The organism is Mucilaginibacter sp. GW821-FHT07H05, from assembly GCF_059418485.1.
This window is the reverse complement of the sequence record NZ_JBWKPY010000002.1, coordinates 681,009-704,963: the sequence shown is the minus strand read 5'-3', so window position 1 is coordinate 704,963 and position 23,955 is coordinate 681,009. Positions and strand designations below refer to the sequence as shown.

Genomic DNA, 23,955 nt, shown 5'->3' with positions numbered 1-23,955 from the left:
TGATTGATTAGTGAGCGACGAGATTGCCACGTCGCTTTACCCCACAAATCCCCTGCTGCTCCTCGCAATGACAAATAATATTTAAGAGTTTGAAAAACTAAATGAAAAAAAACAGATACCTTGCCATCCTCTCCGGTCTATTACTTTGGATAGCCTGGCCGCCAACGCCGTATACTACCTTTTTGCTGTTCGTAGCCTTTGTGCCCATGCTGGTAGCGATGGAAAACATCATCGGTACTGCTGGCGAGCGTAAAGGCAGGAAGATCTTCAGGGTGACATTCCTGGGCTTTTTGGTGTGGAATTTTTTGAGCATTTACTGGGTTTATAACGCCCTGAAAGATATCGGCGAGATTACAGCCATCCCTGTATCATTAATACCCTACACCTTAGCGCCTTTGCTGATGGCCGGGGCTTGCTGGTTCTACTTCAGATTACGGTTGCTTACCAAACGCGGCTGGGCCTTAGCCGGACTGGTTTGCCTTTGGATAGCTTATGAGTACCTGCACCAAACCTGGGAGTTAAACTTCCCCTGGATGACTTTGGGTAACGGCTTTGCCAGCACCCACCAATGGGTGCAATGGTACGAGTATACCGGCGTTTACGGCGGCACTATTTGGATCTGGGCGGTTAATATTTTCATTTTCCTGATTTATATCGGCTTGCGGGAGGCGCAAAATCCATCAATACGTTTAAAGCTGATTGCCGGCGCGGTACTTACTTTATTGCTGCCATTGGTGCTATCACTTTATCAATATTATACTTACCAGGAGCAAACCAATCCTTCAAACATTGTGGTGGCGCAGCCTAATATTGATCCTTATGCCAAGCAGACTTCAATCCCGGCAGGAGAACAGATCAATATCCTGACCCACCTGTCCGATTCCTTAGCGCAACCCAACACCGAGTTTTTTATATGGCCCGAAACCGCCATTGCCGAACATGTGGAAGAGAACCATATCCGCAGCAGTCCGTACTACGCCCAGGTACAAAAGTTTTTAAACCGCTATAAAAACGGCAATGTAATTACCGGACTGGAAGGATATAAGATCTACCCTAACCGGGCTACCAAAACTGCCAGTCCATTTACCAGTGGGGGCGAATTTTACGATAGCTTCAACTCTGCTGTCGCGATAGAAAACTCGGCCGAGGTGCAGGTTTACCATAAATCAAAACTGGTTCCCGGAGCCGAATCGTTACCCTTTGGCAATACCCTGTCGTTCTTAAAACCGGTGTTCGAGCATTTGGGCGGGGCTACCGGCAGTTATGGCGGGCAGGATAGTTCGCAGGTGTTTTACTCGCAAAGTGGCATCGGCGCCGACCCGGTAATTTGCTATGAATCTATTTATGGCGAATACGTAGCCAGTTCGGTACGCCGCGGGGCACAGTTTATTGCCATTATTACCAACGATGGCTGGTGGGGGAATACATCGGGTAAAGATCAGCACCTGGATTATGCCAAACTGCGCGCTATCGAAACACGCCGATGGGTATGCCGCTCGGCCAATACCGGGATCTCGGCCTTTATTAACCAGCGCGGCGATGTGGTACAACATACCCAGTGGTGGGTACGCACCGGCCTGAAGCAAAATATCAACCTCAATAGCGATATAACTTTTTACGTGCAATACGGCGATTATATCCCGAAGATGGCGAGTTTATTGGCGGTGTTGCTGATCGCGTTTATTGTGATCAGATTAAGGGTGAAGCGGAAGGTTGTTAGGGCGACCGTGTAATTGGCCGGTATGGCAGAGGGGAATGTCACCCTGAGCTTGTCGAAGGGTTGCGTGCGAGGGCCTGCCCACCATGGTTCGACGGGCTCACCATGACACCTTATCCACAACTCATTGCAAACGCATGAAAAGGCAGGCTAAACTGCAGCGTTCCGCTCCAAAATAAACTTCAGCAATTCATCAATGGGTTTTTGGATGATCTTGCCTACCTTAATGTGGTATTTGTGGCATTGGGTTTTTAACTCCTCACTAAAATGATAGGCAATGGAACCCACAAAATGGCATTTATACTGATGGTATTCGGGGTAGCTTTTGATGTTACTCTCAATAAATTCAATAAACGAATTGTTTAAGATCTGCTGCCCGTATTCGGTATGTTGGATGCCATTTAAAAATTTAGCAAACGATGCCAGGTACGAGTTGGCCCTTGGTTGCTGGTAAACGTTTTTGATAATGGTGGCTTTATCTAAATGATAGGCATCGCGGAACGAGGCTTCGATCTCCGTAGGCATTTTGCCGTACATGTAATCAGTCACCAATATTTTGCCCAGCCACGATCCCGAACCTTCATCGCCCAAAACATAACCCAGGCCATGCTTACCCTCGGCCACATCCTCTCCATCAAAAAACGAGATGTTTGAACCGGTGCCCAATACACAGCAAATGCCCTTATCGTGCCCACAGGTGGCATAGGCCGAACCCAAAAGATCGCTATCAACACTGATGAATGCTTTTGGAAAAACCTGGCTCAGGGCGTTAGATAACATCTCGTGCCGGTCGGGACTGGAGCAGCCCGCACCAAAAAAATAGATCTCGGTAATTTGGTGGGATATGGCAATCAGTTCGGGCAACTGCTCGTGCAGTTTTTTGGCAATTTCTTTTTCTGATAAAAAGTAGGGGTTTAAACCGTCGGTGCGGTATTCAGCAGGTTCACCGCCGGGAGTATCCAGCAGCCAGTCGGTTTTTGACGAACCACTATCAGCAACTAAGATCATGCACTAAGCTCTTCCAGTATTTTATGGGTAAGCGGCTTGTGAATAAACTGTGTGATGTACTTGTTTTCTGTAGACCGTTTAAAATCGGTAGGATCAAGCGATGATGAAAGCATAAATATTTTAGCGCCTTTAACCTCATCATCCAGTTTATCGTACTCCTGCAAAAATTCAAAGCCATTCATTAAAGGCATCCTGATATCTAAAAATATCACATCGGGTTTAACCGATCCTTCCTTTAACGATTCGATAGCTTCGGCAGGCGATTGCCGCACAATAATTTCATCTGCAAAGTGCCCGCTTTCCAATATCCTGCGTGTGACAAAATTATCAATGTAATTGTCATCAATCAACAAACATATTTTATAGGTTCCGTGCATATATGATCCTCAAAAATAATCTTTTACGTAAACAAAAGATAAATGTTATGCTTTTTATTCAATATTTATGCTTCCTGTGATCTGTTTAAGCATAATTTCTGCCTGTTTCGACTGATATTGCGCCTCAAAAAACTTGGATTGCGCATCTAAATAGTTCCTTTGCGCCTCACGTATCTCTAACGGCGTAATGTTTCCTAACTTATATTTATCTAAAGATATTTCCAGGTTACGTTTGGCTATGGCCACATTAGCCTGTCCCAGCTTCACCAGGTCGAGCCCGGAAAGATAGCTTACAAACAGGTTATTAATTTGCGCTTCTATATCAAGCCGGGCTTGTTTGGCACCCATGGCCGCGTTGTCGATTTGTATTTTGGCATTGCGTTCTTTACGGGTTTGGTTAAAACCGTCAAAAATGTTAATGGATGCCGTAAGGCCATAATTAAAGCCATGGGTATCCTGCGTGCGGGTAAAGCCAGCCGGTGTTTTGCTGTTAGACCAGGTATAGCCGGTACCCACGCTTAAAGTGGGGTAACGCGTGGCTTTCACCTGCCTCAGGTTAATATCCGCCAAACGTTTATTAATCTCGGCCGACAGGATGGCCGGGTTTTGGGTATGGGCGTTGTTAATAATATCGGCCAGTACCAGTTTTTCATCCACCACAATGGTATCAGCAACCGAAAAATCGGTCTGCAGATCGCGGATCAGCAATTGGTTCATCCGTATTTTATTGGCTTTAAACTGCTGTAATTGGGCCAACAGGGTAGCTGTATCCGTATTCAGGTTCACCTGCGCGTTCAATACGTCCAGGCGTGATGCCCGCCCCACGGTAAACTTATCATTAGCAATGCGGTATTGTGTACGCGAGATCTCGATAGCGCCCTTCTGCGCCCTGATCTGTTCGTTCTGATTGATCAGATCGTAATAAGTAGTAATTACACTGGCTACAGTGCTTTGTATGGTATCGCGCATGCGCACATCGCTCAGTTTGTTCAGCTCTTTTAACTGATCGTAATTGGCAAACATGGCAAAGCCGTCAAAAATGGTCCAGTTTAAGCTGGGGCCATAGCTTACATTGCTGTTACGGATGCCGTTCAGGTTATTTACCGTACCATCCGACCGCGTTTGGGTAACTGTTTGGCGGCTATCGTTGGTGGTTAAATTGCCGCTTACCTGTGGCAGGAGGCCTGCGTTGCCCGGCGTAACATTGTTTTTGGCAATAGTGTTATTATTTTGGGCCAGTTTTATATTGTAGTTGTTCTTCAATGCTATCTCAACCGCTTCCTTCAGCGTAAGCATGGGCGCGTTTTGCGCGCGGCTGCTGAAGCTAAAAGCGGTGCATAAAAACAGCAGGCAAACTATTTTACTTAATTTCATATCGTTTACAGCTTTTCTATCAATTTAGGTTCCTTTGGTTTTAAGCGCTTGGGCTTGCTGCTGATCTCTTCATCTTCCGCATCGGGGTCATGGCGTTCTTTAGCGGCAATCATCATGTAGATCATCGGGATCACATACAGCGTCAGGATCAGTGAAAACAGCATCCCGCCGATAATTACGATACCCAGCGATACCCGGCTTTTTGCACCCGCGCCCAGCGCGAAAGCGATAGGTACCGAGCCTAATACTACGGCCAAACTGGTCATTAATATCGGGCGTAAACGTGCCGTGGCCGATTCTACAACCGCTTCAAACTTATTTAGCCCATGCTCCATGCGCTGGTTGGCAAACTCAACAATCAGGATCCCGTTTTTGGTTACCAACCCCACCAGGGTGATCATCCCGATCTCGCTGAAAATATTGAGGGTTTGATTAAACAGCCATAGGGATAAAAACGCGCCCGCGATAGCCAGCGGTACGGTCATCATTACAATAAAAGGGTCGATAAAGCTTTCAAACTGCGCGGCTAATACCAGGTAGATCAGCAGCAGCGCAAACATAAAGGCAAACATGATATTGGACGACGACTCCGCAAAATCGCGCGATGGGCCGCTCAACGCGGTGCTGAATGTATCATCTAACTGACTTTTGGCTATCCGCTGCATTTCGGCAATGCCTTCGCTCATACTTACACCCGGCGCTAACCCGGCTTGCATAGTGGCCGATTTAAACCGGTTAAAGTGATAAATAGATGGAGGGATAGCATCTTCCGATACCTTAACCACGTTATCCAACTGCACCAGGTTACCCCGCGAACTACGAACGTATACAGATTTCAGATCAAGCGGCTGGTCGCGGTTTGCACGGTCAACCTGCGCTACTACCTGGTATTGCTTGCCGTTAATCAGGAAATAATCAACCCGGCCGGCGCTATAGTATAATTGTAAAGTCGCGGCAATATCGGCTACGCTCACCCCCAAATCGCGGGCACGGTCGCGGTCGGTTACTATCGTTAACTCGGGCTTGGTAAATTTCAAATCCACATCGGGGGTTTGCAGCAACGAGCTTTTTTGTACCTCGGCCAAAAAGCCTGGTAACACCTTACGGATTTTCTCAAAATCCTGGTTTTGTATAACAAACTGGATGGGCAGCGATGTACGCGCCCCGCTACCGCCGCCGCTAATGGTTTGCTCCTGCACCACTGTGGCGCGGGCATCAGGGAACTTGCTGAGTTTTTTGGTCAGATAGTCGGCAATTTGTGCCTGGCTGCGCTTCCGTTCATCGGGTTTGGTTAAACCGATGCGGCCAAATCCGGTATTAACAGCTCCCGCACCGCCACGCCCGAAAGCCGTTATGGATATGTTCACCGTTTTTTCGGGGATAGAATCCTCGATCAGCTGTGAGATATTGTCCATGTACTTACTGGTATACTCGTACGATGAGCCTTCGGGGGCCGTTACCGAATAGCGTAACAAGCTGCGGTCATCCAGCGGGGCCAGCTCTGACGGGATCACCTTGATCAATATGTAAACGGCTATCAAACAAATCCCAAGAATAGGCCACGATGTCCAGCGCCATTTCATGGCATTAACCAGCGTTTCGGTATAAGCATTGGTCATGCGCTGGAAAAACGGCTCCGTTTTTTCGTAAAACCTGGATTTCTTCTGGTTTTTACGGATCAGTTTTACGTTCAGCATCGGCGTAAGCGAAAGCGATACGAAAGCCGATATCAATACCGCGCCCGCGACGACGACCGCGAACTCGCGGAATAAGCGCCCGACAAAGCCCTGTAAAAATACAATGGGGAGAAACACCGCCGCCAGTGTAACCGATGTGGATACTACGGCGAAGAAGATTTCGGCCGATCCTTCAAACGCGGCCTTGCGCACATCCATACCGCTTTCTACTTTTTTGTAGATGTTCTCGGTCACCACTATACCGTCATCCACTACCAGGCCCGTGGCCAGTACTATCCCCAGCAGGGTAAGGATATTGATAGAGAAGCCGAACACATACATGATAAAGAATGCCCCAATCAATGATACCGGGATATCTATTAACGGACGGAAAGCGATGAGCCAATCGCGGAAAAAGAGATAAATGATAATTACTACCAGTACAAACGAGATGAGCAGCGTTTCCTTTACCTCGGTGATCGACTGGTTGATGAAGCGGGTATTATCCAGCGCCACTACCACTTTAATATCCGGCGGAAGGTCTTTCTTAATCTGTTCTAACCGCGCGTAAAAATCTTTGGCTATCTGTACATAGTTAGCGCCGGGCTGCGGTACAATGGCCAAACCCACCTCGGGTACGCCCGATTCCTTCAATGACGATTCTTCGTTAGCCGAACCTAAAATGGCATAGCCAATATCACTAAAATGGATCACGCGGTTGCTGTCGGCGCGGATAATGAGATCGTTAAAATCCTTTACGGTATGCAGCTTACCCAGCGCGCGAACGGCCAGCTCGGTATTGTTACCTTCAATTTTACCGGCGGGTAATTCTACGTTCTCCTTACTTAGCGCGTCTTTAATATCGGTAGCCGCCAGTCCAAGGGCCGATAATTTATTAGGATCTACCCATAGGCGCATGGCATATTGCCGCTGGCCCTGTATGTTAATAGAGCTTACGCCGGGGATAGTTTGCAAGCCTTCCTGCAAAACGTTTTCGGCATAATCATCTACCTGGTTAATGTTTCGGGTGTTACTGCTTACGGTTAGGGTAATGATCTGGTCGGCGCTGGCATCAGCCTTGGTTACTACCGGCGGCGCGTCAATATCCTGCGGCAGCTGGCGCTGGGCCTGCGATACTTTATCGCGCACATCGTTCGCCGCTGTTTCCAAATCGGCATCCAGGTTAAATTCAACGGTGATGTTACTACTACCTACCGAACTGGTTGAAGTGATATTACGGATACCCGGCACGCCGTTAATCGCTTTTTCCAGCGGTTCGGTTATCTGCGATTCGATTACATCAGAGTTAGCGCCCGAGTAGCTGGTGCTAACGGATATGATAGGAGGATCGACCGAGGGGAAATCGCGTACACCCAAAAAAGTGTACCCTATTACCCCGAATACCACAATCACAACCGATAAAACGGTTGCCAGTACCGGCCTTTTTATACTTACTGAGGATAAACTCATAATTAGCTTACTTAATAACTTTAGTGATCTTTATAGCAACCTTAGGGCGCATTTGTATAATGCCCGATATGATGAGGCTGTCGCCGGGTTTCAGGCCCTCTGTGATCTGTATTTTGGTATCGGTACGCAAATCAGTTTTTACAAAACGCGGGGTAGCTTTGCCATTTTTGGCGATGAACACCTTGCTGCTTTTTAAATCAGGGATTACACACTCGGTAGGTACCATAATGGTTTTGGGGATCTGGTCGAGCGTCAGGTTGATCTTGGCAAAGCTGCCGGCTGTCAGCTCGTTTTTAGGGTTTGGCGCCTGCGCCCTGATGGTGATACTGCGCGATCCGGCATCGATCTCAGGCTCAATGGCATAAACTTTTGCCTTGAATTTTTTAGCGCTGCTGGCCACCGTAAAGCTGATATTACTACCTGGCTGTATTAAAGGCAAATAACGTTCGGGTACCGAAAAGGTGAGTTTAGCCGGATCGATATTAACCAGCGTGGCAATAGAAGTGGAGGGCGATAAGTAGCCACCCGGACTAACATTACGCAAACCGATAGTGCCGCTAAACGGCGCGCGGATCTCGGTACGGGAGATCTGCGCTTTGATCATATCCGCCTGCGCTTTTAGCGAGTTAAGGGCGGTTAACGATGTTTCGTACTCCTCCTTGCTGATCGCTTCTTTTTGCAATAGTACTTTATTACGATATTCGGTTTGGCCGGCTAAGGCCATCTGGTATTGGTTTTGTTGTAAGGAGGCCTGCAAATCCTGGTTATATACTTTAACCAATAGCTGCCCTTTGCTTACCCGGCTGCCTTCTTTAAAGTAAATGCCGGTAATGTTACCCGCCGTTTGGCTGATCAGGTTTACCCGTTCGTTGGCGTCTATGGAGCCGGTAACGTCGATGTTATTGATCACTACCGTGTCTTTAACTATCATTACTTTAACCGGTATGGGGCCGGTTTTCTTTTTACCGCCCTTGCCGCCGCCTTTACCGCCGCCGGTGGCCGCCGCGCTTTCTTTAGCCTTAGGCCCCCAAAGCTTGCTGTAAACTAAATAGCCAACTACGGCCGCTATAAGGATATATACAATATACCTGATCTTCATAATGCTGATGTATTACTTATTTTAAGTTTAGCTTAATGTTCATTTCACTGGTGGCGTATGGTTTCAGATTTTCTTCCATCATTACCAATACGCGGTTAAATATTTCCATTTCGGCAGCCGATATACCGGTTGTCACGGTTTTGTTTATGGCTTCAAATGCGGCAATTATTTCGGGCACGGCATTACCGGCCTTGGGAGTTACCTTTAATAAATGCTGGCGGCGGTCGGCAGGATTCACTTCCCTATAAACATATCCTTTTTCGGTTAAAAAATCAATGATATTTACCATAGCCGATTTATCCTTTCCCAGTTTTTCGGCCAGGGCTTTTTGGGTGAGCTTACCATTGCTGGCATGTATTAACGACAGGATATACCAATAGCGGTTAATACCCAAATGATCTACCCGTTTAGATAGCACATTAAGGTATACCTTACCCAGGTGAATAAGCTTACGCGAAATAGGTTCTGTTACTTCCATTGATATTATTAGCGAATATATAATGGTAGGTTTTACAGATAGTTGTATGTATCAACCATTTTACAAGGTAGTGGGCAATCCCTACGTAATCGTCAGGATTTGTTTACGCGAAACATGATGGGGTAAAAAACAAAGAGGCTGTCCCGGTGTGAAACGGAACAGCCCCTTTGTTCATCATTATTGCGGGTTACCGGTCAGGCATGTACGCCTTCACCTATTTCTTCAATAGTTTTACGGTTAAAGGCGGGCAGATCATTGGGCGTACGGCTGGTTACTAACCCGTTATCAACCACTACTTCTTCATAAACCCAATGCGCCCCGGCATTTTTTAGATCGGTTTGCAGCGACGGGTACGATGTTAGCGTACGGCCGCCTATCAGACCGGTCTCTATCAGCATTTGCGGGCCATGGCAAATAGCGGCTACCGGTTTATTTTCATCCAAAAAAGCCGATACAAAAGCCACTGCCGATTTATTTTGCCGCAGCTTATCCGGATTCATTACGCCGCCGGGTAAAACAAGCGCGTCATAATCATCCGGACTAACACTGTCCAGCTGGCGGTCAACGGGTATCTCAATACCCCATTTATCTTTATTCCAGGCTTTTATTTTCCCGCTTCGGGGCGATATAACATGTACGGTTGCACCTGCAGCTTCCAATGCTTCTTTAGGGCTGGTTAATTCCACCTGCTCAAAGCCCTCCTCGGTAAGGATGGCTACTTTCTTATCACTTAAACTGGCCATAATTTTTAGTTTGATATATTATTAAATAATATCATTAACAAATTATGGTTTTAGAAAATTTGAAATAGTCGGGGAGCCATAGGGGCCGGTTTATTTGAAGGATACAGTCTCCCATTTACTCACCCAGGAGCAAACGAAGCGTATATTTTCCACAAAAAAGGGATCCCGTATAAAGAGATCCCTTTGTATTATCTTACCTCATTGGAGGGGGTGGAGTTTTCTTCTGTTCTTCCTGTTGTTTGCGCTGCTGCTCTTCCTGCTGGCGACGGGCCTCCTGCCTTTGCTGATCCTGCTGCTGACGGGCCTGGCGCTGTTGTTCCTGTTGTTGCTGCGCCTGCTGTTGTCTTTGCTGATCTTGCTGACGGCGGGCTTCCTGCTGTGCCTGCTGGCGTTGCTGATCCTGCTGTTGCGCCTGTTGCTGTCTTTGCTGTCTTTGCTGATCCTGCTGTTGCGCCTGTTGCTGGCGCTGCTGATCTTGTTGCTGACGACGCGCCTCTTGTGCCTGTTGCATTTGCTGCTGGCGGGCCTGTTCGGCAGCTTGCTGCTGCTGTTGGTCTACCGGCGGGCGTTGGCGACGTTGCTGATCGTCCTGTTGTCTCCGTTGCTGCTCTTGCTGCTGGCGCTGTTGTTCCTGTTGACGTTGTTGCTCCTGCTGACGTTGTTGCTCCTGTTGCTGGCGGGCAGCCTGTTGTTGTTGTTCCTGCTGCTGTCGCTGGGCTTGTTGTTGCTGGCGCTGTTGTTCGGCAGCTTGTTGCTGTTGTTGCGCCTGCTGATCTACCGGCGGGCGTTGGCGGCGTTGCCGATCGTCCTGTTGTCTCCGTTGCTGCTCTTGCTGCTGGCGTTGCTGGTCCTGTTGCTGGCGGGACTGGTCTTGCTGATTCTGTTGCTGCTGCCGACGAAGCTGCTCCTGTTGCTGACGGGCTTGCTGCTCCTGCATTTGCTGCGGGTTTTGCTGATCAACCGGGCGCTGGCGGCGTTGCTGGTCCTGACGACGTTGCTCATCCTGCTGGCGCTGCTGATCGTTCATAACGGGCTGGCCGGGGCGGTTAACGGGGGTTGGCTGCCTGTCGGTACGCGGTATATTTGGCCTTTCGTTATTTCGGTTATCATTAGGGTTACCCGGAGGCGTGCCCGGAATAGCATTGTTATTCCCCCTCCGGTCGTTATTCCGGTTGTCGCGGTTATCATTCGGGCGCCTGTTTTCGCGCACAATTTTATTATCAGCCGGCGCGGTACGGGCAAAGTCAGCTAAACGGGTAGCGTTTTGATGATTGATCCGTGCTGTTCCGCGCTGGTCGGCAATCCGCTGACTGGGGTTGGCATCGCGGTAAGCGCGGGCATCCACTACCCTTGTCGGCCTTGCTTCTGGCGAACGCTGTACGTTTGGACGGTAAATATTAACCGTATTGTTTTGCACGCGGACAGAACCCGGCCTGCGCGAGTTGTTAATATTATAAACCGTTACCTTTTTGCCGGTATATCTTTCAATATCACGCGGGCGCGGGCCAAATACATAGCGGTGGTTATTACCATTATAGGTATTATTAATAATAGTAGTACGGCGGAAGATGTTGATGACCCGGGTACGCGGCACATAATAATTGTATATATACGGACTGTTGATATAGGCATACGGTGCAAAGTTCCAATAGCTGTATGGGATATCATAACCGCTGCCAAAGGCAATATCTATGCTGATGCCCGGGCCCAAAGGCGCCCAGCCATAATAACCGCCGCCGGTGCGCCAGTTAACCCATGCCGGTCCCCATTCATAATCGGGAATCCATTCCCAGCCGTAATAATCGTCAAAGCGCCAGCGGCCGTAGTGAAATGGCGCCCAGCCCCATTCAAAGTCGGATACCCAGGTATTACCATACTCGGTAACTATCCAGTGGCCGTTGGTGCCGTAGGGACGAAACCCTTCCTGTACATCGGGTACCCACACATCGCCGTAATCGGGATCGTATACCCATACGCCATAGGGCGAAAGCTCATCGTAAAATGTCTGGAAGGTTATTTCGTCGCTATATTGGGCTTTTGATTTTTGGGGTATGGCCAGCATCAGTATTAATGCCAGTAAGCCTGCCCCCCATAATTTATTTAGTGTTTTCATGGTTATTTCTGATCAAATCTTGTACGGGTTTGACTTATATTAGGACAAAATGTTTAACGGTTTGTTTTATTAATGAGTTTAAGCCGGATTGCATTTATATACCAGTTATAGTTTTATATCAATATTATTGAAGATGAACTTGATATCTGCCGACCTTGTAAATACATCGGAAGCCTATGGCCGGAAAATCTACTTTGCTAATGGCAATGTGGTTATTCCGTATATTAAATTGAACTTAATGCCTGGCAACCCGGTTAATGGCGTTAACTCATTTTTAGATTATGGCTATTTGCTACTATTTAATACCTCTTCAATCCGGTATTTTTTTGATCATGCTACCGGTCTGTTAGATTTCAATTTGGATAATACAGTAACCAAAACGCTTATCACCGAGCATTTTTTAATTGCCTATGATAAAAATGTTGAAGGAGCTGAAATCGAGGCGACATTTGAAACTCAGCAAGTATACATTCCGGCAAATGCCAAAATCAGCACTATGCAAAAGGATTTTATTCCTCTTGATACACCGAACTATCCGCGTAGTTTACCAGTAAATGAGATAGAGGATTTTTTTGATTTTAATAATTTGTCCGATGATATAAAAATTATGATTGGAACTGATATCTCAAGCGTCTCATTTTTAAAAGGTTAGGTGTTAATTCCTCCGCGTTAGGGATTGGCGCGGATACCGGCCCTGTGGCTAAGGCCCTGTGCAGTATGAGCAGAAAGCCCGGCCGCTCCGTCTGGGGCCGGAGTCGTGGACAGGCAACGCCCGTGTAAAACTTATCGTTGAGATATCAGTTTATCATCGGAGTAGTGAAAGCCGCATTCAAACCTCGCCTCACCTAATTATTTTTACACAGGTGCACTTATTAAAATATTAATTGGATATTTTTACTTTTTAAACTTTAAAATATGAGTACAGTAAACATCCCCTGCCTTGACCTGGACACCTATGTGAACGGCACCGCGGAACAGCGGAAAAAGTTTTCGGACGAAATTGGCAAAGCTTTTAACGAAACCGGCTTTGTAACCATCACCAACCATGGTTTAAGTAAGGAACTGATAGACAATTTGTATACGCAGGTAAAAGCCCTGTTTGCTTTGCCCGATGCCGTAAAAGAAAAATACGAGATCCCCGAATTAAGCGGCCAGCGCGGCTATACCAGTAAAGGCAAGGAAACAGCTAAAGGCTTTAAAGTGCCCGACCTGAAGGAGTTTTGGCAAATAGGCCAAACGGTAACCGATGGCGACCCCGTAAAAGAAGAGTATCCCGATAACGTAATGGTAGCCGAGCTGCCCGAGTTTAACAAGGTAACGCTTGAGGTTTATAAAAAACTGGAAACTGCGGGCAAATCGGTGCTAAAAGCTATTGCCATTTATTTGGGCCTGGACGAGGATTATTTTGACCCGCATGTGCATAACGGCAATTCGATATTGCGCACCCTGCACTACTTTGGTATTGAAGACCCCGACTCGTTACCGGCCGATGCGGTACGTGCCGGCGCGCATGAGGATATTAACCTGATCACCCTGCTGATTGGCGCCAGCGCCGACGGCCTGGAATTGCTGACCCGCGAGAATACCTGGTTCCCGGTGAGCGCCCATGGCGAGGATGTGGTAGTTAACGTAGGCGATATGCTGCAGCGCTTAACCAATGGCAAGTTAAAATCAACCACGCACCGTGTAGTGAACCCGCCGCGCGAGCTGATGAAGAACTCCCGTTATTCGGTACCTTTCTTCCTGCACCCGCGTTCGGATATGGATTTGACCAGCCTGCCATCAACCATTGATGCCGAACACCCTAAACAATTTAGCGATATGACCGCCGGCGAATACCTGGACGAGCGCTTACGCGAAATTGGTTTGAAAAAATAGAGGCTATACCTGTTATCAGCCAAGATAAACGGAGCGGGCCGGTGCACATGCACCGGCCCGCTCCGTTTAATATCATGTCGGTTGTAAATAATCGCTTTGCAACAATTTTGCTTCAAACAAAACAATCCCGGAAATAAATTTTAGATATTAATTAATTTTTTTTATTTTAGTGGTATGATTAAATACACTCGCGGCCACATTTTTAATCGTTAGTGTTAGAATGTATTTTTCCCGTTGAGGTGGAAAATTTAATTGTTGATTTTTGGGAAAAAGCCGTTCCGCTTAACAGCAGAACGGCTTTCTTTTTTCACCCTTCTTTTTTTATGTCATTGCGAGGAGCGGCCCGGTCGGTGAATTGGGGCGACGTGGCAATCTCGTAGCTATGCAATAGTAAACTAACTACGAGATTGCCACGCTATCGCTCGCAATGACAATTGATTCGCATTAATGCGAATCAGCAACAGCTTTTAACTTCTTAAACGGTTGCAGATACAGCAGGGGTATTGAACATAACATTACCATACCCGATACCCAGTAGGCATCATCATAAGTAAGCAACATGGTTTGGCGGGCTACCATACCCTCAATAGCTTTATAAGCCATAGTAGTTGCATCGCCTACAGATTTTCCGGCAGTCATAAATCCGTGTATCAGGCCATTAAACCTATCGGTAAAGGCAGGGTTGTACTGGTTGATATTGACCAGCAGATCGCTACGGTGTTTCCCCGAACGGCTATGGATCAATGTAGTTAAAATCGCTATCCCGAACGATCCGCCTAATTGGCGCATCATGTTGTTCAAGCCCGATCCCTGCCCTAATTCCGGCCCTTTTAAATCGGCCATAGCCAGGGTGGTTAACGGCACAAATAATAAGGCCATACCTACACCACGGATCAGCAAAGGGATTAATACATCTTTCTCGCCTGTTGCCAGCGTGGAGTGACTAAGCATATTGGTAAACACAAAGAACAAAAACATACCAATGGTAGCCATAAACTGCGCCGGGATACCTTTATTTAATGCCTTACCTATAAAGGGCATCATGATAATCGTACACAAACCACCGGGGAACAATAGCTCGCCCGTTTGCTGCGCGTTGAACCCGAGCAGGTTTTGGCAAAATACCGGGAACACAAACACCGAACCATATAACCCAAACCCCAGCACAAATGATGTAAACATCCCCACCGCAAAACTTCGGTGCCGAAGGATGCTGAAGTTGACAATAGGGTGATCGGTGCTCATTTCCCTCCAGATAAATAATAGCGTACCTAATACCGCTGTAATGGTTAATACAAGTATGTAGGATTTAGCAAACCAATCTTCGCTTTCGCCTTTTTCCAGTACGGTTTGTAAACTACCAACTGCAATTGCCAGCAATACAATGCCCCACCAGTCAACCGGCTTTTTCAGGTCTTTGGGTGTCTCTTTAATATAGGTGACGGTACAAAATGCTGCGAGCGCCCCAACCGGGATGTTTACATAAAATATCCACGGCCAGCTATAATGCTCCACTATCCAGCCCCCGATAGTTGGGCCGACTGTTGGCCCTACTACCGCACCTAAACCAAACAGGGCAGTAGCAGTGCCTATTTGCTCACGCGGCCAGGTTTCTATCAGGATAGCTTGTGCTGTTGATATCAAACCACCGCCGGCCAGGCCTTGTATAATGCGGAATACGATCAGCTCATCCATACTGGTGGCATTACCGCATAGGAAAGATACGATAGTGAACACGATGATAGACGTAAGGAAATAGTTTTTGCGCCCGAAACGGCCGCCTAACCAGCCCGACATGGGTAATATAATTACGTTAGCCACCGCATAACCGGTCACCACCCAGGCCACATCTTCGAGGGTTGCCCCAAGGTTACCCTGCATTTTGGGCAGGGCAACGTTTACTATGGTGGTATCAATCAACTCCAGTAACGAAGCCACTATCACAGTGATAGTGATGATCCACTTTTTAAAGCCTGTTTCAGCCATAATTTTAATTTTTAGATATTCACAGAAACCTTAACGCTCATGCCCGGACGTAATTTTTCCATTACCTCTTTACCCGCGTTAATTTTAATTTTTACAGGTACCCTTTGTACAACTTTCACAAAGTTACCGGTAGCGTTATCCGGTGGCAGTAACGAGAATTTAGCACCCGTAGCCGGCGAGAAATTGTATACCGTACCTTCAACTTTCATATCAGGATAAGCGTCAACTTCAATATCTACTTTCTCGCCGTTCTTCAATTTTTCTAACTGTGTTTCCTTAAAGTTGGCGGTGATGAAGATGCTGTTATCGTTAACAATAGAGAACAGCGTTTGCCCTGCCTGTACCAGCTGACCAACCTGTATGCTCTTTTTTGACGTAATACCACTTGCGGGGGCTTTAATGGTAGTATAGGTTAATTGCAATTTAGCATAATCAATATCTACCTGCTTTTGGGTAACGCCGGTATTAATTACCGTCATTTGGCTGCGGGTTGCGCCTATTTGCTCAACCGATGCTTTGTACTGATCTTGCGCGGCTTTGTAGGTTGCAGCAGCCACATCGCGGTCGGCTTTGGCCTGGTCAAATTGTTGCTGGGTTACACTGCCGTCTTTCACCAGGTTGGCGTAGCGGGCGTAGTCTTTTTCGGCCTTATCTAAACGTGCCGCTGCCGATACCACCTGTGCTTTTGCGCTGGCCGAATTAGCTGTTTGCGATAATACCTGCGCCTCGTTTACACCGGTGCCTGAGCCCGCGCCTTGTTTGGCGGCTACGGCCTGCTCCAGTTTTACTTTGTAGTCGCGGTCATCTATTTTAACCAAAACCTGGCCTTTGTTTACGTGCTGATTTTCCTCGAAGTAAATACTATCCACGTAACCGCCTACACGGGCTACAACCGGACTGATATCGCCATCAATCTGCGCGTCATCGGTATCCTCATGCTTGCTGTAATAGATATATTCTTTAGTCCCGAATATGATACCTCCTAACAGTAACACGCCCAAAATGATCGGCATCACTTTGTTTTTCTTTTTAGGTTCCTGCGGAGTAGTTTGTTCCTTTGCCATTGTATGTTGTGTTTGTATTATTTTATAAGTTTTCCGGTTGATTTTAATAAAGTATAGTAAGCTAAACCTGCATCGGCTTTAGCCAGTTCCAGGTTTATTTGCGCCTGGTAAAGCAGTGTTTCGGCATCTGCACGGTCTGTAGCCGACGCGATATTGCTTTGGTATTTCGATTCCAGGATCTTGTTGTTCTCGCCTGCCTGCTCAATGCTGGTTTGCAGTAATTTGATCTTGTTCACCGTCATCATATAGTTCTGATAGTTGCGGTTCACCTCGTTCTTCACGTTATCCACGGTCATATCCTTGCCAATAACGGTTTGGTCGCGCTGGATACGGGCTTCGGCAATTTTATTCTTGTTGGTCCATAGGGTACCGAAGTTCCACGACAGGGTTAAACCCGCGGTGATAGGGGTAATGAACTTTCCGTTTTGCGGGATAGGGTTAGCCGATACATCTACATAATAAGCGCCCAGGCTTGCGGCCAGTGTTGGCGACTGGTTGGCGCGGATAGATTTGATATTGGTTTCGGCATACCGTGTACGCAGATCATCCTGCTTTAACTCCTGGCGGTTAGCCATAGCGGTATCCAGATAGTTAGCCAGCGGACCAATACTTTTATCGGCATCGGTTATCTGCGCTATACTTAGCTGAGTGCTTTCGGGCAGGCCTAACAAAATATCCAGGTTATAGTTGATGATCTTGCGGTTGCTTTCCAGATCAATACCGTTCAACTCGATATTAGCACGTTGCAGTTGGAAACGCAGTACATCATTTTTGGTAACCAAACCCTGCTCAAAAAAGCGTTTAGATTGCTTGATCTGCGCATCAATAGTCGCCAGGTTTTGATCGACCACCTTTTTGCTTTGCAACACCTTGTACAGGTTATAGTAAGCGTTAATAATATCGTAGGTAATCTGGTCTTTATCCTTATCCACATCCAGCCGGGCCACCTGTACCAGCAGGTCGGTTGATTCGCGGGCGTACCTTAGCTTGTTGCCGGCAAAAATAGTTTCGCTTACCGACGCGATGCCTAAATAAGCATTGGCCGATGATGGCAGTTTAATCGGGTCGCCGCCGCCAAGGTCGAGCGTATGGGCGGGGATCTGCGCACGGTTATAAGCAAAGCTGGCTTCGCCGGTTGGCAGGGCCTTGTCTTTCGCCTGGTTATACTCGGATACCGCCTGCTCTATTTTAGACTGCGACATTTTGAGTGTTTTGCTGTTTTGCAGGCCCAGCTTAACCGCCTCGTCAATAGTGATGGTACGGTCTTGCGCGCTGGAGGCTAATGTTAAAATAATAAGTAACATGGCTATCATTGCCGTAATGATACCCGTAGCCTTAAACACCCTTAAGATTTTGTGAAATTTATGTGTTTGTGTGTTCATTGTATTAATTGAGTAAGTAGCATTTAAGCAGGTTTTTCATATAGCTTTTCATACGGGGCTTAAACTTTTCTTCCAGGATCTTATCGTCCTGTATATCGTAACCCAGCAAGGTTGATGTCATCAGCGGCATGTTCACCACGTAGTTTTTGGTGCCATACAGGGTGGCGGTAACCATATCGGTATCTGTATCGGGTTTAAACTCGCCGTTATCAATCCCATCCTGTAATATCTTGCGAAACTCTACTATGTTTTGCATCAGAATATTGCGGACCCTGTCAGACAGTTCAGTGCGGCGGTTCATGCCCAGTTCCTGATAGATCAGTTTTTGAAAACAGTTGTTGGATACGATCTTCTCACTGTACAGGTCGATGTATTTTACCACCTTTTCCCATTGGGTTAGGTTATTATCGCCGCTGATATTAACCAGCAGGTCTTTAAAACTGCTCACTTTACGCGCTATCACTGCCAGGAGTAACCCTTCTTTCGATCCGAAATAATAGTTCAGCATAGCCATGTTTACGCCGGCCTCGCCCGATATCATCCGGGTGGAAGCGCCGTCGAACCCATTCTCTGAAAATACCCGTTCGGCTACGTCCAGTATGTGGTCCTTTTTGTCTATTTTATCTTTGTCCATAATTTTACCTGCACAAAATTAATCAAACGATTGATTAATGATATTAAATCTTTGTCATGTTTATGTAAACAGTATTTAACCATTTGATTATCAGATATAAAAAACTAATCAAACGATTAACATAGTATATAATAGTATGACGATTATATTTGTTTTTAATTTTAAACTTTTTTGAAATTTATTAATTACCATTGCTTTTGATCTGCATATCTCCATGAAAACGAAATATTTAGCCCTTATCCTTTTTATATTTTCAAAAAGCCTGCTGGCGCAAACCGCCCCGCCATCCAATACCGGTGTTATTAAACAAAACCTGAATAAAATGCAGGTGCTCGGCAGCGTGTTGTACATAGCCGCCCACCCCGACGACGAGAATACCCGCCTGCTGGCCTACCTGGCGCAGGAAAAACATTACCGTACCGGCTACCTAGCCCTCACCCGCGGCGATGGCGGCCAAAACCTGATCGGTAACGAGCAAAGCGAACTATTAGGATTGATACGTACGCAGGAGCTGTTAGCCGCCCGCAGGGTGGATGGCGCCGAGCAATTTTTCACCCGCGCTAACGATTTTGGTTTTAGCAAAGGCCCCGAAGAAACCCTGAAAATATGGGACCGCGAAAAGATATTAGGGGATATGGTTTGGGTGATCCGTAAGTTTCGTCCTGATGTAATGATCTGCCGTTTCCCAACAACCGGCGAGGGCGGCCACGGGCATCATACCTCATCGGCCATATTAGCGCAGGAAGCATTTGCAGCGGCGGCCGACCCGAAGCGTTTTCCCGAACAATTGCAATATGTGCAGCCATGGCAAGCCAAACGCTTGCTATGGAATACCTTCAATTTTGGCGGCAATAATACTACTGCCAGCGATCAGTTTAAAATTGATGTAGGCGGCTACAACCCGCTATTGGGTAAAAGTTATGGCGAGATAGCTGCCGAAAGCCGCAGTAACCACAAAACCCAGGGCTTTGGTTCGGCAGCGCAAAGGGGCGCTTCTTTCGAATATTTCCGCACCATTTTAGGCGATGCGCCGAAGACCGATTTAATGGATGGCGTGAATACCACCTGGAGCAGGGTTGAGGGCGGAGACGCCATAGCGACAGACCTTGATGCGATAAAAAAGACTTTTGATGACGAGCATCCGGATAAATCGGTGCAGGCAGAAGTTCAGTTGTTAAATAAACTGGCCAAAATGCAGGCTTCCTATTGGAGAGATAGAAAAATAAACGAGTTGAAGGAATTGATCGCTGCTTGTGCGGGTTTATGGTTCGAGTGTTATGCGCCGGAGGCCACTTATCCTCAAGGGGAAACTATAAACGTAAGAACACAGCTAATTTTACGTAGTGACATACCCGTAATCCCTGCCGGAGTATATGACAGCAGGATGACCCGCGAACAATTAGCGAGACAATCTGAGGCTTATTCTAAAAAGGCTGAAAAGAATATTCTAATAACCGGCAATACATCTATTACTGCTGATCTTATTTCACAACCTTATTGGCTTAAATACGATCATCCTATTGGTATTTATAATACTTCTTATCTTGACAGCACCAATATTAACCAAAAAAGCCTGCCTGAAAACATTCCATACAGCGTTAATTTTAACTTTGATATTTACGGTACTTTCATTACATATACGCGTCCGCTCGCATACAAATATGTAGACCCCGCCAAAGGCGAGATCTACCAGCCGGTGGAAATTACCCCGCCTATTATTGCCAATGTGGCCAGTCCGGTTTATGTGTTTAATGGCAAAAAGCCCAAAGTGGTGCAGGTAAGTCTGAAGACTTTTGTGGCCGGCAGCGGCAGCGTGAGTATGCAGCCTGTTGCGGGTTGGAGCATTAGTCCCGCCAGGATTCCTTTTACCGATAAAAAGAAGGGCGAGGAATGGACCGCCGAGTTTATAGTAAGTCCGACCGATAATCAGCAAAAAAGCGCGGAGCTGACCGCCGTGGCCGAGATCAACGGCAAAGCGTCATCGCTGGGGATCTTGCGTATCCGTTACGATCATGTGCCTAATATTACCTTATTCCCGCCGGCGCAGGCCAAACTGGTCAGTATAGATCTGAAACTTAAAGGCGGCAGCAACAAGATAGGCTACATTGCCGGCGCCGGCGACCTGGTGCCCGAAGCCCTGAAACAAGTAGGCTATGATGTGCACATGCTCACCGAAAACGAAATTATGAACACCGACCTATCCGGTTATGATGCCATTATTACCGGGGTGCGTGCCTATAACGTAAACCCGCGACTGGTAGTTGAACAACCCAAACTGCTGGAATATGTAAAAAACGGCGGCAACCTGATGGTGCAGTATAATACTTTCAACAACCTGGTCACCAACCAAATTGGCCCCTACCCCTTCCGGGTGGTGAATGAGCGCGTGACCGACGAAGATGCTAAAGTTACCTTCACCAATCCTAACAGCCCGATATTGAATTTCCCCAATAAAATTACCCAGGCCGATTTTGACGGCTGGATCCAGGAGCGCGGGCTTTATTTTGTAAGCGGTATCGACCCGAAATATCAAACCCCGTTTGAGATGAACGATGCCGGCGAGGCGCCTAAAAATGGTTCGTTGATTTATACCGATTATGGTAAGGGGCGCTTTGTGTATACCTCGTTAGATTTTTTTAGGGAATTGCCTGCAGGCGTGCCGGGGGCTTACCGTTTGTTTGTGAATTTAATGAGCGCGCCGCCCAAGCCGGTGAAATTGAATACAGGGAAGTAGGGCACAAACCCATGTCATTTAGATAGAGCAAGAGGTGGGTTGTGCAATGGGGCGAAAGAGAACTATCTCTTGACCGGAGGGAAAAAATCTTATACAATATGCTATACCGCCTGCATTGCGTATAAGATTTCTCCTCACGCCCGCGCTTTGCCCCTCACGGGTTCGTCGAAATGACAAATTGTGCGCTCCTAACGGAGCGTCAGAATTATAAGCCCACTAACCTATCCGGAAAAGTTAATTCAAACGTAGTGCCTACATTTTCTTCGGAGGTGATGTGGATGTTGATGTGGTGAAAATCGGCGATGGATTTTACAATGGGCAGGCCCAGGCCAAAGCTATCCTGCTCCAGCGATTGGCGGAATTTTTTAAAGCGGTTAAAAATATGGGGCAATTGTACCGCGCCAATGCCAATACCCGTATCGCTAATGCTGATCATATAACCCCCCTTTACCGGCTGCCCTGTTACGTTGATGGTGCCGCCGCCCTCCTTATTGTATTTAATGGCGTTATTCACCAGGTTAAAAAACAAGTTAAACAGCAGGAATTTGTTTACATGCTTCAACTTTATATCGGCGGGCAACTCAATTATGCAGCTAATATTTTTATCCTGCAGGCGTATGGAAATCTCGTCGTAAACATCCTGCAGCAGTTCGTTTATCCCTATTACGTCTTCCTTTAAAAACTGCTCGTTCTCAATCTGCGATATCAGCAACAGCGTTTTGGTAATGGTTTTAAGGCGGTTCAATATCCGCTGCATTTCCAGCAGGCGTATTTTTACATCATCGGGCACATCCTCCTCCTCAAACATGTTCTCAATTTTTGATTGCAGGATAGATATGGGGGTCATCAATTCGTGCGAGGCGTTGGAGATAAATTCGCGCTCTTTCTGGAAGGTGCGCTCTATCATCTCAATCATCTCGTGGATACTCATATCCAGGTATTCAAAATCGGTAGTAGTGGTTTGCACCTTTTTATACGCGCCAAAATTGGGGAATTTATTGCCGCGCAACTTTGTTTTAATAATCAGACCCAACGGGCGCAGCACGTAATTTGAATAGATCAGGTCGGCCAGGATGGTGAGCACAATCATGCCCAATAAAACCTCTAAGGCTATGTTTTGAAGCGGCCCACTGGTTTCGCCAATGGTATTTACGCTTTTTGCCACCTCCAGCAGGTAGTTCTTTTTGTTGATCTTAAACGTATGGCTTAAAATACGATAGGGTATGGTATCGCCTTCAATAATGCGCCGTTCGTTGCGCAGGGTATCTAAAAACTCGGTTTGCGGGACGGTATCCAGACTTACATATTCCTCTTTTAGCGGGGTGTAGCTGGCATAAGGCTCGCTATTTTCAATAAAAAAATTGATGCCCTTATTATGTACTACCTGCAGCACTTTATCCTTTTGCTTGCGCAGGCGGTTATCGGTATAGTTTTGGTTAATGGTTTTAATAAGCGAGGGCAGCAGCGCCACAAAAAGCAGCACAATTACCAGTTTAGATACGGTATTGAATAAAGTAAGCTTAGTTTGCAGTTTCAATACTTACAAGTTTATCCTGTAGCCTAAACCCCTTACGGTTTCCAGCCAGTCGGGCGGTTCATACACGTTTAACTTTTTACGGATATTTTTAATGTGGGCATCAATATAATTGCTGTCATAATCATCATTAACCACGCTGCCCCAAATATGTTCGCTTAACTGGGGGCGGGTTAGCGTACGGTTTTTATGCAGGATGAGATAGCCTATCAGGTCAAACTCCTTTTTAGTGATGGTATTGATCATGGTGCCGTTAAAAGCAATGGTCCGGTCGGTCAGATCCACCGCGAAATTTCCCAGCGAAACCAGGTTGTGCTTAATGCCAAATTTGCGGCGGATGATAGCCTGCATCCGGCTTTGCAGTTCCAGCAGCGAGAATGGTTTGGGCAGGTAATCATCGGCGCCCATATCCAGGCCTTTTATACGGTCGTACACCTCGGCTCGGGCTGTCAGGATCAGGCAGGCCGCCTCGGGGTTGCTGCGCTTGGCTTCCTTTAACAGGTCAAGGCCATCGTAATCGGGCAGGCCCAGGTCTATCAGGATAAAATCGTACTGACTGGTGGCTATCTTTTCAGACGCGGTTGCGCCGTTGTAGCAGGTTTCGCACAGGTAGTTATTACCCGTCAAAAAAATTTCCAGTTCGCTGGCTAATGCTTTTTCGTCTTCTACAATTAAAACATTCATGCCG

At 46.9% G+C, this 23,955-nt stretch carries 18 protein-coding genes; 4 read left to right on the top strand and 14 right to left on the bottom strand.

Translation table 11 applies throughout. The annotated features are described in order from the left end of the window. The first annotated feature begins 101 nt into the window (after window positions 1-101). A complete protein-coding gene (lnt, locus tag AC07M6_RS07200) occupies window positions 102-1,733 on the top strand; it encodes an apolipoprotein N-acyltransferase (protein ID WP_494888314.1) in 1,632 nt (543 codons plus the stop codon). Window positions 1,734-1,867: 134 nt separating this feature from the next. Here the strand turns inward: lnt and AC07M6_RS07195 are convergent, their stop codons facing one another. From AC07M6_RS07195 to AC07M6_RS07160, 8 genes are all read right to left on the bottom strand, one after another. Next, window positions 1,868-2,725, bottom strand: coding sequence for an N-acetylglucosamine kinase (locus AC07M6_RS07195; RefSeq protein ID WP_494888313.1), 858 nt, complete (start codon window positions 2,723-2,725; stop codon window positions 1,868-1,870). Then, window positions 2,722-3,102, bottom strand: a complete 381-nt coding sequence (locus tag AC07M6_RS07190) for a response regulator (RefSeq protein ID WP_494888312.1) — start codon at window positions 3,100-3,102, stop codon at window positions 2,722-2,724. The genes AC07M6_RS07195 and AC07M6_RS07190 overlap by 4 nt, the downstream gene beginning before the upstream one ends. A gap of 54 nt (window positions 3,103-3,156) precedes the next feature. Continuing rightward, complete coding sequence (locus tag AC07M6_RS07185; RefSeq protein WP_494888311.1) at window positions 3,157-4,476, bottom strand: TolC family protein; 1,320 nt, start codon at window positions 4,474-4,476, stop codon at window positions 3,157-3,159. Between the two features lie 5 nt (window positions 4,477-4,481). Further along, window positions 4,482-7,622, bottom strand: coding sequence for an efflux RND transporter permease subunit (locus AC07M6_RS07180; protein ID WP_494888310.1), 3,141 nt, complete (start codon window positions 7,620-7,622; stop codon window positions 4,482-4,484). Window positions 7,623-7,629: 7 nt separating this feature from the next. Further along, window positions 7,630-8,721 (bottom strand): efflux RND transporter periplasmic adaptor subunit, encoded by a 1,092-nt coding sequence (locus AC07M6_RS07175; RefSeq protein ID WP_494888309.1) that lies wholly within the window; start codon window positions 8,719-8,721, stop codon window positions 7,630-7,632. A 16-nt stretch (window positions 8,722-8,737) separates the two neighbouring features. Continuing rightward, a complete protein-coding gene (locus AC07M6_RS07170; RefSeq protein WP_494888308.1) occupies window positions 8,738-9,199 on the bottom strand; it encodes a MarR family winged helix-turn-helix transcriptional regulator in 462 nt (153 codons plus the stop codon). A gap of 194 nt (window positions 9,200-9,393) precedes the next feature. After that, entirely contained in the window at window positions 9,394-9,942 is a 549-nt protein-coding gene (locus AC07M6_RS07165) for a type 1 glutamine amidotransferase domain-containing protein (RefSeq protein ID WP_494888307.1), read from the bottom strand. 193 nt (window positions 9,943-10,135) lie between these two features. Continuing rightward, window positions 10,136-12,055, bottom strand: a complete 1,920-nt coding sequence (locus AC07M6_RS07160) for a DUF6600 domain-containing protein (protein ID WP_494888306.1) — start codon at window positions 12,053-12,055, stop codon at window positions 10,136-10,138. A gap of 133 nt (window positions 12,056-12,188) precedes the next feature. On the opposite strand from AC07M6_RS07160, the gene AC07M6_RS07155 reads away from it, so the two are divergent. Continuing rightward, window positions 12,189-12,707 (top strand): hypothetical protein, encoded by a 519-nt coding sequence (locus tag AC07M6_RS07155; RefSeq protein ID WP_494888305.1) that lies wholly within the window; start codon window positions 12,189-12,191, stop codon window positions 12,705-12,707. 263 nt (window positions 12,708-12,970) lie between these two features. Further along, complete coding sequence (locus AC07M6_RS07150; protein ID WP_494888304.1) at window positions 12,971-13,933, top strand: isopenicillin N synthase family dioxygenase; 963 nt, start codon at window positions 12,971-12,973, stop codon at window positions 13,931-13,933. A 444-nt stretch (window positions 13,934-14,377) separates the two neighbouring features. Here AC07M6_RS07150 and AC07M6_RS07145 read toward each other — a convergent pair whose 3' ends face one another. Genes AC07M6_RS07145 through AC07M6_RS07130 form a run of 4 tightly spaced genes read right to left on the bottom strand, consistent with a single transcriptional unit; the run spans window position 14,378 to window position 18,999 of the window. Further along, window positions 14,378-15,919 carry a DHA2 family efflux MFS transporter permease subunit gene (locus tag AC07M6_RS07145; RefSeq protein ID WP_494888303.1) on the bottom strand — a complete coding sequence of 514 codons (1,542 nt, stop codon included), beginning with the start codon at window positions 15,917-15,919 and terminating at the stop codon, window positions 14,378-14,380. Between the two features lie 11 nt (window positions 15,920-15,930). Further along, window positions 15,931-16,983: an HlyD family secretion protein gene (locus tag AC07M6_RS07140; protein ID WP_494888302.1), complete on the bottom strand. Its 1,053-nt coding sequence runs from the start codon at window positions 16,981-16,983 to the stop codon at window positions 15,931-15,933. 17 nt (window positions 16,984-17,000) lie between these two features. After that, the gene (locus tag AC07M6_RS07135) at window positions 17,001-18,365 is read right to left on the bottom strand and encodes a TolC family protein (protein ID WP_494888301.1); all 1,365 of its coding nucleotides are present in this window, start codon (window positions 18,363-18,365) and stop codon (window positions 17,001-17,003) included. A 4-nt stretch (window positions 18,366-18,369) separates the two neighbouring features. Further along, window positions 18,370-18,999, bottom strand: coding sequence for a TetR/AcrR family transcriptional regulator (locus AC07M6_RS07130; protein ID WP_494888300.1), 630 nt, complete (start codon window positions 18,997-18,999; stop codon window positions 18,370-18,372). A gap of 214 nt (window positions 19,000-19,213) precedes the next feature. Between AC07M6_RS07130 and AC07M6_RS07125 the strand changes: the two genes are divergently transcribed. Next, complete coding sequence (locus AC07M6_RS07125) at window positions 19,214-21,733, top strand: PIG-L family deacetylase (protein WP_494888299.1); 2,520 nt, start codon at window positions 19,214-19,216, stop codon at window positions 21,731-21,733. A 205-nt stretch (window positions 21,734-21,938) separates the two neighbouring features. On the opposite strand, the gene AC07M6_RS07120 is transcribed toward AC07M6_RS07125, so the two are convergent. Next, window positions 21,939-23,270, bottom strand: a complete 1,332-nt coding sequence (locus AC07M6_RS07120) for a sensor histidine kinase (RefSeq protein WP_494888298.1) — start codon at window positions 23,268-23,270, stop codon at window positions 21,939-21,941. 3 nt (window positions 23,271-23,273) lie between these two features. Beyond that, window positions 23,274-23,951 (bottom strand): response regulator transcription factor, encoded by a 678-nt coding sequence (locus AC07M6_RS07115; protein ID WP_494888297.1) that lies wholly within the window; start codon window positions 23,949-23,951, stop codon window positions 23,274-23,276. Between the last annotated feature and the right edge of the window lie 4 nt (window positions 23,952-23,955).

What these genes read in the sequence shown, in the direction of transcription:
- lnt (WP_494888314.1), top strand. Translation starts at nt 102, where the DNA reads ATGAAAAAAAACAGATACCTTGCCATCCTCTCCGGTCTATTACTTTGG.
- AC07M6_RS07195 (WP_494888313.1), bottom strand. Translation starts at nt 2,725, where the DNA reads ATGATCTTAGTTGCTGATAGTGGTTCGTCAAAAACCGACTGGCTGCTG.
- AC07M6_RS07190 (WP_494888312.1), bottom strand. Translation starts at nt 3,102, where the DNA reads ATGCACGGAACCTATAAAATATGTTTGTTGATTGATGACAATTACATT.
- AC07M6_RS07185 (WP_494888311.1), bottom strand. Translation starts at nt 4,476, where the DNA reads ATGAAATTAAGTAAAATAGTTTGCCTGCTGTTTTTATGCACCGCTTTT.
- AC07M6_RS07180 (WP_494888310.1), bottom strand. Translation starts at nt 7,622, where the DNA reads ATGAGTTTATCCTCAGTAAGTATAAAAAGGCCGGTACTGGCAACCGTT.
- AC07M6_RS07175 (WP_494888309.1), bottom strand. Translation starts at nt 8,721, where the DNA reads ATGAAGATCAGGTATATTGTATATATCCTTATAGCGGCCGTAGTTGGC.
- AC07M6_RS07170 (WP_494888308.1), bottom strand. Translation starts at nt 9,199, where the DNA reads ATGGAAGTAACAGAACCTATTTCGCGTAAGCTTATTCACCTGGGTAAG.
- AC07M6_RS07165 (WP_494888307.1), bottom strand. Translation starts at nt 9,942, where the DNA reads ATGGCCAGTTTAAGTGATAAGAAAGTAGCCATCCTTACCGAGGAGGGC.
- AC07M6_RS07160 (WP_494888306.1), bottom strand. Translation starts at nt 12,055, where the DNA reads ATGAAAACACTAAATAAATTATGGGGGGCAGGCTTACTGGCATTAATA.
- AC07M6_RS07155 (WP_494888305.1), top strand. Translation starts at nt 12,189, where the DNA reads ATGAACTTGATATCTGCCGACCTTGTAAATACATCGGAAGCCTATGGC.
- AC07M6_RS07150 (WP_494888304.1), top strand. Translation starts at nt 12,971, where the DNA reads ATGAGTACAGTAAACATCCCCTGCCTTGACCTGGACACCTATGTGAAC.
- AC07M6_RS07145 (WP_494888303.1), bottom strand. Translation starts at nt 15,919, where the DNA reads ATGGCTGAAACAGGCTTTAAAAAGTGGATCATCACTATCACTGTGATA.
- AC07M6_RS07140 (WP_494888302.1), bottom strand. Translation starts at nt 16,983, where the DNA reads ATGGCAAAGGAACAAACTACTCCGCAGGAACCTAAAAAGAAAAACAAA.
- AC07M6_RS07135 (WP_494888301.1), bottom strand. Translation starts at nt 18,365, where the DNA reads ATGAACACACAAACACATAAATTTCACAAAATCTTAAGGGTGTTTAAG.
- AC07M6_RS07130 (WP_494888300.1), bottom strand. Translation starts at nt 18,999, where the DNA reads ATGGACAAAGATAAAATAGACAAAAAGGACCACATACTGGACGTAGCC.
- AC07M6_RS07125 (WP_494888299.1), top strand. Translation starts at nt 19,214, where the DNA reads ATGAAAACGAAATATTTAGCCCTTATCCTTTTTATATTTTCAAAAAGC.
- AC07M6_RS07115 (WP_494888297.1), bottom strand. Translation starts at nt 23,951, where the DNA reads ATGAATGTTTTAATTGTAGAAGACGAAAAAGCATTAGCCAGCGAACTG.